This window comes from Alkalicoccobacillus plakortidis (assembly GCF_023703085.1).
In the GTDB taxonomy this organism is placed as follows: Bacteria; Bacillota; Bacilli; order Bacillales; family Bacillaceae_D; genus Alkalicoccobacillus; species Alkalicoccobacillus plakortidis.
In genome coordinates, this window is sequence record NZ_JAMQJY010000005.1 from 140,710 (window position 1) to 151,179 (window position 10,470).

Annotated in this window: 10 protein-coding genes, 1 tRNA gene and 1 pseudogene; 3 read left to right on the top strand and 9 right to left on the bottom strand. The window is 41.2% G+C overall.

Annotated features, from left to right (window positions below; genetic code table 11):
• Positions 1 to 67 precede the first annotated feature (67 nt).
• From spoIIE to NDM98_RS21450, 9 genes and pseudogenes are all read right to left on the bottom strand, one after another.
• Positions 68 to 2,564 (bottom strand): annotated as a pseudogene (spoIIE, locus tag NDM98_RS21410) (stage II sporulation protein E).
• A gap of 717 nt (positions 2,565 to 3,281) precedes the next feature.
• Positions 3,282 to 3,355, bottom strand: a tRNA-Met gene (locus tag NDM98_RS21415).
• Positions 3,356 to 3,495: 140 nt separating this feature from the next.
• Entirely contained in the window at positions 3,496 to 3,966 is a 471-nt protein-coding gene (locus NDM98_RS21420) for a S1 domain-containing RNA-binding protein (protein ID WP_251611523.1), read from the bottom strand.
• Positions 3,967 to 4,042: 76 nt separating this feature from the next.
• Complete coding sequence (locus NDM98_RS21425; protein ID WP_251611524.1) at positions 4,043 to 4,420, bottom strand: FtsB family cell division protein; 378 nt, start codon at positions 4,418 to 4,420, stop codon at positions 4,043 to 4,045.
• A gap of 6 nt (positions 4,421 to 4,426) precedes the next feature.
• Positions 4,427 to 5,014, bottom strand: coding sequence for a spore cortex biosynthesis protein YabQ (yabQ, locus tag NDM98_RS21430; RefSeq protein WP_251611525.1), 588 nt, complete (start codon positions 5,012 to 5,014; stop codon positions 4,427 to 4,429).
• Positions 5,011 to 5,319, bottom strand: a complete 309-nt coding sequence (yabP, locus tag NDM98_RS21435) for a sporulation protein YabP (RefSeq protein ID WP_251611526.1) — start codon at positions 5,317 to 5,319, stop codon at positions 5,011 to 5,013. The genes yabQ and yabP overlap by 4 nt, the downstream gene beginning before the upstream one ends.
• Before the next feature lie 117 nt (positions 5,320 to 5,436).
• The gene (locus tag NDM98_RS21440) at positions 5,437 to 6,243 is read right to left on the bottom strand and encodes an alpha/beta fold hydrolase (protein ID WP_251611527.1); all 807 of its coding nucleotides are present in this window, start codon (positions 6,241 to 6,243) and stop codon (positions 5,437 to 5,439) included.
• Positions 6,244 to 6,359: 116 nt separating this feature from the next.
• The gene (locus tag NDM98_RS21445) at positions 6,360 to 6,698 is read right to left on the bottom strand and encodes a L,D-transpeptidase (RefSeq protein ID WP_251611528.1); all 339 of its coding nucleotides are present in this window, start codon (positions 6,696 to 6,698) and stop codon (positions 6,360 to 6,362) included.
• A gap of 40 nt (positions 6,699 to 6,738) precedes the next feature.
• Positions 6,739 to 7,974 (bottom strand): multidrug effflux MFS transporter, encoded by a 1,236-nt coding sequence (locus tag NDM98_RS21450; RefSeq protein ID WP_251611529.1) that lies wholly within the window; start codon positions 7,972 to 7,974, stop codon positions 6,739 to 6,741.
• 374 nt (positions 7,975 to 8,348) lie between these two features.
• Here NDM98_RS21450 and ehuB point away from each other — a divergent pair, with 374 nt between their 5' ends.
• The 3 genes from ehuB to NDM98_RS21465 all read left to right on the top strand — a co-directional run.
• Positions 8,349 to 9,209 carry an ectoine/hydroxyectoine ABC transporter substrate-binding protein EhuB gene (gene ehuB / locus NDM98_RS21455; RefSeq protein ID WP_251611530.1) on the top strand — a complete coding sequence of 287 codons (861 nt, stop codon included), beginning with the start codon at positions 8,349 to 8,351 and terminating at the stop codon, positions 9,207 to 9,209.
• A 123-nt stretch (positions 9,210 to 9,332) separates the two neighbouring features.
• The gene (gene ehuC, locus NDM98_RS21460) at positions 9,333 to 9,989 is read left to right on the top strand and encodes an ectoine/hydroxyectoine ABC transporter permease subunit EhuC (RefSeq protein WP_251608824.1); all 657 of its coding nucleotides are present in this window, start codon (positions 9,333 to 9,335) and stop codon (positions 9,987 to 9,989) included.
• On the top strand, positions 9,986 to 10,470 hold a 485-nt coding region (locus tag NDM98_RS21465), incomplete at its 3' end, for an amino acid ABC transporter permease (RefSeq protein ID WP_251611531.1). The genes ehuC and NDM98_RS21465, both read left to right, overlap by 4 nt.

Genomic DNA, 10,470 nt, shown 5'->3' on the forward strand with positions numbered 1-10,470 from the left:
CCTCCAAATTTGTGAATGGTAACATCCTTCACTTCTTGGAGAGAATCTATACTTCATGCCATACTCTTTACGCACGTTTTTTTAGCGGTGGAGCTGGACGATAGAGCGGAATGGACGCCCACTTTGGTGTATTTCGCTTAATTTCGGCAACAATCACGGTCATATCGTCCTCAATCTGAATGCCTCGATCTGAACGGATCACTCGTTCTAGTATGATATCTGCCATCTCCTGTGGCTCGGCTACTTCTAATTCTGCAATCATTCGTTTCATCCACAAATCCTTATTCTCTACATGCGTCGGCGAATCAAATATCCCATCACTCACCATGATTAAAATATCGCCAGCTTTTAATTGCTCACTTACAACATCTACATCAAAGTCCTGAAACATACCCATCGGTAGGTTGCTCGAGTCAATCTTTAAAACCTTATCCCCACGCTTAATGAAAGTCGGGATGGAACCTATTTTTAAGAACTTAGCTTTTGCTGTTTGCAGATCAATCATCGCTAAATCAAGCGTCGAGAAAATCTCATCTGTCGTGCGTAAAGAAAGCACCGAATTCACTGATTTAATGGCTACCATTTCCTCAATTCCAGATTCAAGAACCTTTTGCAGCAGCTGTAAGGTTTCTGTACTTTCTAGATGAGCCCGCTCTCCGTTCCCCATTCCATCACTAATGGCAATCGCATATTGCCCGGAACCGAGTTCAAGAGTCGAATAACTGTCACCCGATATCCACGCTCCTCCTTTTGCCACATTTGCCACACCCGTTTCAACAACAAATTGCTTAGCAGATGCAAATGTCATATGACTGTGACCATTCGAGTAGAACTCGGTTTCTTCTTTTTGAAGCACTACCGTTTCATTTAGAAGGGAGGACAACATCGGTGCAATAATCTTCTCACCTATACCCTGTCCTTGATCAAACGGCACACTTAACTCAATTTCAGCTTGTCCCGGCTTCAGACTATAAATATCCACATGACCGACCTCGAGACCTGCTCCTCTCAACATTTCCAACAACTCTTCTTCTTGCTGAAAGTGAGCTTCCTTCTCTTTTTGGATTTCTCTTGCAAAGTCGCCCATGACTTGGGATACACCTAACAATTGATCAGCAACTAACTTCCGGCTTTCTGATACCTGCTTCCTAAGCATTTGATTAACCTGATAGTGGCTATGCTCCATTACAATGGCCTGAACAACCTTTTCTGGCCGGATACAATGTTTGTTCCACTCCATCTGAAGGATCTGATCTTTTATCTCACCATTTTTAGCCGTTTCCGTCATAATTTTATTCATACAATCATACGTTTTATTAAAGTTCTGCACCCAGCACCGCTCTTTTTTAAAGCAGGTCTGGCATGTTTTTTCCGTTACATTGCTCAGAAAATAATCAACCTCTTTTTCATCACGCTCTAGGTCTTCACGTGGAGCAGGCATTTGAAAGCTATTGGACAATGTCTGAAACAGTGTCGAGAATTGCTCTACTCTACCTGCAGTCACGTCACGGATCTTCCGTAGATACTGTTGTTGTTCCGTAGCATATTCAACCGTACCCGGTATGTAGCGAGCGATATTTTGAATAACACGATTAGGCGTTAAGAAAAATAGTAAAATGGCTGCCAAAGTCTCTAGTAAGGTAGCGGATATTCCAGGTCCACCTTCTCCATACATACCTATTAGTAGCGTACCAACAAGTAGCCCAACAGCCACACCTACTTTTTTCCCCTCTTTAAGAAGTCCTCCTAATAAGCCTGAGAATGCTAATAGGCTCATTTGATACAAACTTGCGAGGCTAGCGAGACTTAAGATGAGGCCAGTTACCACTCCAACGGTTGAACCGATCGCTGCACCACCAACCAATCCAAAAATAAGCAATAGATATCTGGCGAGCACATGCTCCACTGTTACATCATTCCAAGCCCAAGCCCACCGTACCTGTCATAACCGAAGCCAACAAAATAATTAAGCAAATAATTTCTTCATTCTTTAAAGGTCTTTGCATTCGTTTTGCTGTTAAGAGAGGTACACTTTGTATAAAAATCATTGTTAAAATAAAACTCAGCCCAGATTCTACCGCGGCCATCATTAATGCGTAGCCTGAGATCGTTCCGGTACCGACAAAAACTAGACTAAGCCTTGATAGTAAACTCGCAGAGAAAACGAGGTATGGAAGGGCTTCTTTCTGATTGGGAACAAATTTAGAAACTGCTTTTTGTAAGAGGATATAGGCAATGATGGCGACAATGACAAACCCAACTTGTCCATGATAACTAAAGATAGCACCACCAAGTAATGAGAATGATGCAATCGCAGCCTTATCCCGTTTTAATAGATAGACAGCTGCTAAAAAGGGTAAGACAAAAGGTGTTAGTTCAGTTAAAATAACGGCTCGTCCAAGTAAAAAACCCATAATCGCAATTAGTAGACCCCACTGATAAAATGCTGTATCAAACCAGGAAATCGATTGTTGCTTAACTGACTCTGTGGTTCTTTGATAGATTTGGCCTGCTCGTGCAATCCACGCAGGTTCACTCCATAACTTAACAGCCTTTCTTAACATAAGACCCACCACCCTATTAGATTCGTGGTCTCATTATAAACAGGTTCCAGAGCAAGAATTTGTCATAATCACAGGGGAAGAAATCAGAATCGTTCGACTCATTTCAACCAGAACTAAAACGATTACACACAGTTATTAGCAAACCGTGGCAATATGAGCGCATATAACCACCTATTTTAAGTGCGCCTGCGATAATTTGGCATAAGGTTTTATTTTTTCTAGTGTTTCATCATGAAAAACCGCTTCAGATAGCCAATTTCAAAGAAACGACAAAAAAGATGTTGGGGGACAGATGTGTACAAATAATCTATAAAGAAGATCGCTGTAGTCCGTTCGTCGTCCAAATCAAAGAAGGAGATTCGGATCTTTGCGGGGTTTTCGGTGGTTCTCTTTCCTCTCGCGGGTATCGCTCTCTTCCCACGGGTATTTCTTCTGCTCTCACGGGTATCGATCTTCTCCCACGGGTATTCCTTCTACTCTTGCGGGTATCGCTCTCTTCCCACGGGTATTCCTTCTGCTCTCGCGGGTATCGCTCTTCTCCCACGCTTTTTATCACGCTGCTTCAATAGAACTTAACTATGTCCGAAGTGATCCCTCCCCCTCTTTTATTTTCGATAAACAAAAAAAGCCGAATCATTATGTGAGTGAATCCACACAATGGTTCGGCTTTTCTTATTGCTAGTACATTTCTGTGCTAGCCTCTTGTCTAATAATCAATAGCGGCGGAGGGGATCGAACCCCCGACCTCACGGGTATGAACCGTACGCTCTAGCCAGCTGAGCTACACCGCCTCAAAAGTCATTCTAAAATGACGACAAAACTAAATATACCTTCTTGCTCGGGACAAGTCAATTGTTTTTTGCACGAAAAAAAAGACAGATGCGAGATCTGCCTTTTATTTATTCAGTAAGGAGCGTATCAATACAGCAGTTTAGCCTCTTTTGGCACCGCGCCCTCCACGTTTGGATTCTGTTTGACGCTTAATTGTCGTTAATCGTTCCTCACTATCTTTTAAAAAGCGACTAACCTTGTCTTCAAACGTAACAGTTTGCCTAACGCTTCCTCTTGGACTACGATTTCCACCTTGAGGACGACTATTGTTGAATGGTCGGGACGGGCGTGAGGCAGCACTAGGACGTGAAGTCTGAGCTTGGCGCACTCCTGGACGGTCTTGAGCCTTTCTAATAGATAAGCCAATTTTTCCGTCTTTCTCAACGTTAACAACCTTAACTAGGACTTCTTCGCCAACCTTCAAAAACTCATTAATGTCTTTTACGTAGTTATCAGCAACCTCACTGATATGAACAAGTCCTGTGGTTCCGCCCGGTAATTCTACAAATGCACCGAAATGTGTAATGCCTGTCACTTTGCCCTGCACCTTGCTGCCTGCTTCAATTGACATGAAAAGATAGATCCTCCTTAGATATCTGTAAAAAAATCACTTTGAATTATAGTATAACCGAAAGCAAAAAAAGGTGTCAATCTGATGATGATTCTGGTAATTTATATAATGTTTCTCCAGGACGTGTCAAAAAGTAATCTCTCCTGAGTACTTCTCCAATATAATCAGGATTATTATAATTCTCAATTTCCTGCTCTAGCCTTTCCTGCTCTGCTATAAGCGCTTCTTGCTCTTCTTTTAGAGCTGCCTGCTCTTCCTTCTTTTCATTTATAGCTGAGGCCTGTGCAATTAATGTAGCCGAAACAATGCCTATAATGATAAACCCTATAATTCCAAGGGTTGTAAGACGTCTCATTAATCCACGTTTTCTCTTATGCTGCAGTTGCTTCTCCTGCTCGCGCTGCTTAATATATGCGGAATCTAATTCCCTTATCGTAGGTTTCCTGTTGGCCATTCACAATCACCTCGTGTCTTTCTTCTTCCATACAGAACGGCCAACCTCCTTTATTTTTATTAAAAAAGGTTTAACCCTCTGCCATTGCTTTGTTCCATTTATCCAACGTACAATTGGTCGAATCAACCACCATACCGGTTTCCATACAAATGAAAATAAGACTAGACAAATCTTCCAAACGATCGTTAATACTATCATACAAAAGCTGCTTATAAGATACAATATCCATTTTATCGGCTTAATGAACATGTAATACAAGCTTTTTTTTATGAACCGAATAATTCCAACAACAAGGGCAATAAGCCTGTCCAATAGATAATTAAAAACCGATTGTAATAAAGCTCGATAAGTGGCATAACCACAAAGAAGTGCTGCAAATACGTAAAATCTAAGCTCACCCATATTTGATTGGTACAACACATAGAATATGAGCAATGCGTGAACACACCAAAATAAAAAATCTCGTATGGCAACAACCCAGCTGAATGAGCGCGGTTGGTAGGTAAGCTTCCCATATGTATCTAGAGAAGCTCCAAGACACGCGCCCATTGCTAGCATCGACAACATGGTCTGAAGCTGTATAGTCAAACTCACTTAAATAACTTCCCTAAGAACCCTTTTGATTTATCCTGATTATTTTGATCTAAATAAATCATATCATGGATTTTACCCTCTATAGATACAAATCCTTGCTCTACATTTAAGTTTTTCATATGCAGGTTTTGACCTCTTACAGAAAGGAAACCCATCGTTGTTTCCATCAAAAATTCTTCATTATCAAAGCTTTCTACTTGTTTAACACCAGTAATATCTAGCTGTTTTCGCCCTACTAGTGTCACATCATGATCTTTTGTAACGCTCTCTCTACCCATCGGTGTCCCGAATTCAAACTGGTCCATTCCGCATCTCCCTCCAACAACTTTAGTACTTAACCATATGTTAAAAGGAGTGAGAATAGAACGAGCCTTATCCAGATAGAAAAGCTGCAGCTCATAGGCTAACAGCTTTTCATCCATCTATCCTTTTAGAAACTTAACAATTTCATGGTTCACTTTCTCTTTTTCTTCAAAAACTAAACCATGCCCACTATTCTCAAAAGGTACAACGGTTGATTCGGCAATTCCCTCGTTCATAAATGAGGTAAATTCAAATGGACAAATCTCATCATGTTTACCATGAAGGATAAGTGTTGGTACATGTACACTCGCGAGGTCAACTCGTCCATCTTCGTCCCTTAACGCTTCTGCGGAATGAATTGTTGCATGTGGTGTTGCTGTCAAACCTAGGTTTAAGAACCAATCATTAAATGCATCAGACATTTCTTGATGGAAGAACATTCCCCCAAAGTCTTTAAGCATTGCTTGTCGGTCCGCTTTCAGGTTTGAAATAATATCGTCTACTCCAGACTTTTCAAGGCCGTGTGGGTATTCATCTCGTTGTGTAAAGATTGGAGCCGCCGCACCTAAAAGAATGAGCTTACTAATTGGATTTTCTTTATACTTCGATAAATAACGAATCGCAATCGGACCACCCATAGAAAAACCTGCAAGTGCCGCATCTGTAAGCTCAAGCTTTGTCACCACTGCATGTATATCTGCTGCCATGGTGTCATAATCATATCCCGACCATGGTGCATCTGATTTACCATAACCTCGTAAATCAATTCCAATAAAACGATATCCGTGTTTTGGAAGCTCTGTCTGCTGATACTCAAACATTTTATGACTTACAGGCCACCCATGGATAAAGATAATTGGCGTCCCTTCACCTACATCCTCTACGTATACATTCACATTTGGTTCAACCTCTATATAATGTCCCATTTTGATCCTCTCCTCTGAAAATTTCTTTATGTGCATATATGTTCCCCTTTATTAAGGCATTAAACATACACAAAAAAGGCAGGAACCACCGAATCACGGTCCCCACCACCCTACGTTTAAGGCACGATTGAAACAGGTGTTCCAATCGAAACGAGCTTTGATAACTCTAAAACATCTTCATTATACATTCTAATACACCCATGCGAGACAGACTGACCTATAGAGGATGGATCATTGGTACCATGAATACCGTAATGAGGCTTAGATAAACCCATCCAAAACGCACCAAAAGGTCCTCCTGGATTCGGCTGCTTATTCACAATCGTAAACTGTCCAAAAGGAGTCATTGTAGCAAGTTTCCCTACAGCTACTGGGTATGTTTTGACCGCTTTCCCATCCTCATAAAGCGTCAGCTCATGTGTCGAAAGTTTTACCGTAATTGATTTGTTTGGCATTAAACATTCCTCCGTCCTGTATTCTATGCAGGACTGCCACCTAGGATGAATGCTCATTAATATAGGTACGGACAGACTGATTCGGTCGAACAAGAACAAAGTACATCAATATAGCGCCAATCTCACAAAGTAAAATGATGATTGCCATTGGTAAGGCCGTATGACTTCCTGCAATGCCTACAAAAGGGGCTGCAGCTGCACCAACAATGTACTGCATCAGCCCAAGTAATGCTGCAGCACTTCCTGCACTTTTCTCTTGGTCAGCCATCGCAAGAGCAAAACAGGATGGACCAACAATTCCTACGCTTGAAACAGCTAAAAACAAACCAAGCATGACTAGAATTAATTGATTCGTAAATAGAACGGCAAGTAATAAAATAAGTGCCCCACTTACTGCGATTAATAAGCCAACTGCCAAAAGACGTTTTTCTCCTACACGAGCGGCTAAGCGTCCCGTTGTTTGTGATGCAATGATAAGACCTGCACCATTAAGTGCAAACAGAAACCCATAAGTCTGTGCGCTCACACTAAATACATTTTGCAAAACAAAGGATGATCCAGAAATATACGAGAACATGCCTGCTCCGACTAAACCTTGTGTGGCAGCATAGCCAATAAATAGTTTATTACGAATGAGTCCTTTAAACGTTTTAGTCAGATCCCGCATACCTCCCGCAGAGCGGTTTTCAGGAGCGAGCGTATCTGGAAGTCCCACTATTACAGATAGTAGTACCACAAGACCAATACCTGCAAGCACAACAAAAACACCCTGCCACGGCATCCACTGCAACAGTTGGCCACCAACAACAGGCGCCAATATTGGGGCTGCACCTGTTATTAACATCAGCATTGCAAAGAACTTTGTTAAATCAGGTCCTGAATAAAGATCGCGAATACTTGCTCTAGATAGGACAATCCCTGCAGCTCCTGCAAGTCCCTGAATAAACCTCAAAGCAATCAACATCCAAATCGAAGGCGATAAGGCGCAAAGTATCGAGGCAATTGAATAGGCAATGAGGGCGACAATTAACGGTCCCTTTCTTCCACGAACATCACTAATTGGTCCGACAATAATTTGTCCTAGTGCGAGACCTAGCAAACAAGCTGTTAAGCTTAATTGTGTAAAGGAGGCACTTGTTCCGAAATCTTCTTCTATTTGCGGAAAGGCCGGTAAGTACATATCTATGGTTAAAGGACCAAACGCCGCTAAGCTCCCTAATATGAGCAGCGTCCTCAAAAAAGGTATGGATTGTTTATGAGTATGATTTTGATTCATGTTGTATCATCCTTTGCTATCAATACCTCTATTTTACCTTCTCTCATTTTTTCATCAAGAAATTTATAAATATGTGGTTTAGCTATTTTAAAAACCGGGTATTCATCATTCAAGCATACAACGAAGTACCCTCGCTCTCTAATGATATAATTCGCAATTCTGATGATTCGGTCGTATTCACGCTCTTAATCTATGAATAATGCGCATATCTCCCACCTAAGACTCTTTCAAGCAAAATATTTGGCTTATATGCCACCTCAGAGCTTTTGTCATCCGATTTGGCTTTTGTTACGCTAATAAAGTGCAAATCGTGAAAAATATAACATAGAAATAATATTTTTTACTTTATTACCAAAATAGAAGGGGTTGGTTTTTTGAAGTTGAAGATAGGTTACATACTTACAGGGTTGATGTCTGTTGCTTTACTTGGTGCTTGTTCAAGTGTAGGTGGAGACACATTAGAGAAAGTTCAAGATGACGGAAGCGTCACAGTGGGTGTTGCAAATGAACGTCCTTATGGGTACGAAGAAAGTGATGGAGGCGTAACAGGTGCATCCGTTGAAGTAGCTCGGGCTATTTTTGCTGAATTAGGCGTTGATGAATTAGACGGTCAAGTGGTTGAATTTGATGCATTGATCAATGGGGTTAATTCACGCAATTTTGATATTGTCACAGCTGGAGTCTATGTGACGCCCGATCGTTGCGAGAATGCTCTCTTCTCAGAGCCTGATTATCGCATTGGTGAAGGTCTTGCCGTAGCACCTGGTAATCCGCACGATATTAAAAGCTATCAAGATCTAGCTGATAATCCAGATCTTACTGTTACCGTCATGTCAGGTGCAATAGAACTAGATTATCTTCGTGCTATGGGTGTAGATAATTCACAAATTGAACAAGTTTCTAGCATCACAGACAATATTTCAGCATTAACTTCAGGCCGCACAGATGCAATTACAATGACTGATCTTACATTGAGAACAGCGCTTGAAGATCAAGACAATGATAATATCGAGATCGTTGAAGACTTTGAACAGCCTGTCATTGATGGAGAAGAAGTCTATGGATATGGTGCAGCTGTATTCCACCCTGAAGATGAAGAGTTTAGAGATGCTTATAATGAAAAATTAGAAGAATTAAAAGAGTCGGGAAGAATCTTAGAGATCATGGAGCCATTTGGTTTCACGGAGGATAATATGGTTACAGATATGACAACCGATGAACTTTGCGCAGGATAGTAAAATAGAATCAAAACGTATGTAAAGAAAGGGATATCTCTACCGCTTAGAAGCTCCATGTGATTGAGTTTCTACGAGATATCCCTGTTTTTGTTTAATTGAACCGTTAGGAGTGAACAAATTTTGAGCACAGCAGACATTGTACAGGTACTCATACGAGGATTGCCAACGACTGTTTCACTTCTTTTAACGGCAACCGCTCTTGCTTTCACCATCGCCTTTATTGCTGGGATCTCAAGAGTATCAAAGTACAAATTTGTCCGAGTTGGGACAATGATCTATGTAGAGTTTTTTAGAGGTACCTCTTTGTTAATTCAGCTGTTTTGGCTGTTCTATGTATTACCGGAAGCCTTTGGTATTCGTTTAGATCCTTTCCTTGCAGGTGTTATTACATTAGGATTAAACTATGGAGCATACGGATCAGAGATTGTGAGAAGCTCTATCCTTTCTGTACCAAAAGGACAATCAGAAGCTGGCATTGCCTTAAATATGACAAGCAGACAGCAAATGTTTCGTGTTATTCTTCCACAAGCATTTAGAACAATGATTCCAGGCTTAACAAACAACTCAATTGAGCTTTTGAAAGGAACATCTCTTGTTGCCTTAATAACGTTGCAGGACATGATGTATTGGGGCCAAAACTTACGTGGAGCCGATTATAGCATCGCTCTACCCGTTTTTTCCATCTTATTAGTGATGTATTTCCTTGTTGCCCTACCCCTTATTCTTCTCTCTAAATATTTCGAGAAGCGAGCATCGAAGGGAGTGGCTAGCACATGATTGATTGGCAGGTAGTAGCAGACGCATTCCCAGTCATCTTTCGTGCCATGTTTGTTACACTCGGCATTACACTTGGAGCGTATCTTGTTTCAGTAACGTTTGGCTTAGTGCTAACTTTGTTAGGTCGCTCATCCTTTAAACCACTAGCGTGGACAGTTTTTGGATTTGTACAATTTGTCCGAAGTACACCACCACTTGTTCAACTGTTTTTTGTGTATTATGCATGGCCACAAATTCCAGTTGTTGGTGTTTCCATGAGTGCTGTTACAGCAGGAATAGCGACACTCGGCATTCACTATGCCACCTACTTATCAGAAATCTATCGATCAGGGATAAATTCTGTACCTAAAGGTCAATGGGAGGCAAGCCGCGCTCTTAACTTCGGCCGAACAAAAACATGGGTAAAAGTCATTTTACCTCAGGCCATCCCACCGGTTATCCCAATGATGGGCAATTATTTAATTGTTTTATTTAAAGAAAC

What these genes read in the sequence shown, in the direction of transcription:
- NDM98_RS21450 (WP_251611529.1), bottom strand. Translation starts at nt 7,974, where the DNA reads ATGAATCAAAATCATACTCATAAACAATCCATACCTTTTTTGAGGACG.
- NDM98_RS21420 (WP_251611523.1), bottom strand. Translation starts at nt 3,966, where the DNA reads ATGTCAATTGAAGCAGGCAGCAAGGTGCAGGGCAAAGTGACAGGCATT.
- yabP (WP_251611526.1), bottom strand. Translation starts at nt 5,319, where the DNA reads ATGGACCAGTTTGAATTCGGGACACCGATGGGTAGAGAGAGCGTTACA.
- NDM98_RS21440 (WP_251611527.1), bottom strand. Translation starts at nt 6,243, where the DNA reads ATGGGACATTATATAGAGGTTGAACCAAATGTGAATGTATACGTAGAG.
- NDM98_RS21445 (WP_251611528.1), bottom strand. Translation starts at nt 6,698, where the DNA reads ATGCCAAACAAATCAATTACGGTAAAACTTTCGACACATGAGCTGACG.
- NDM98_RS21425 (WP_251611524.1), bottom strand. Translation starts at nt 4,420, where the DNA reads ATGGCCAACAGGAAACCTACGATAAGGGAATTAGATTCCGCATATATT.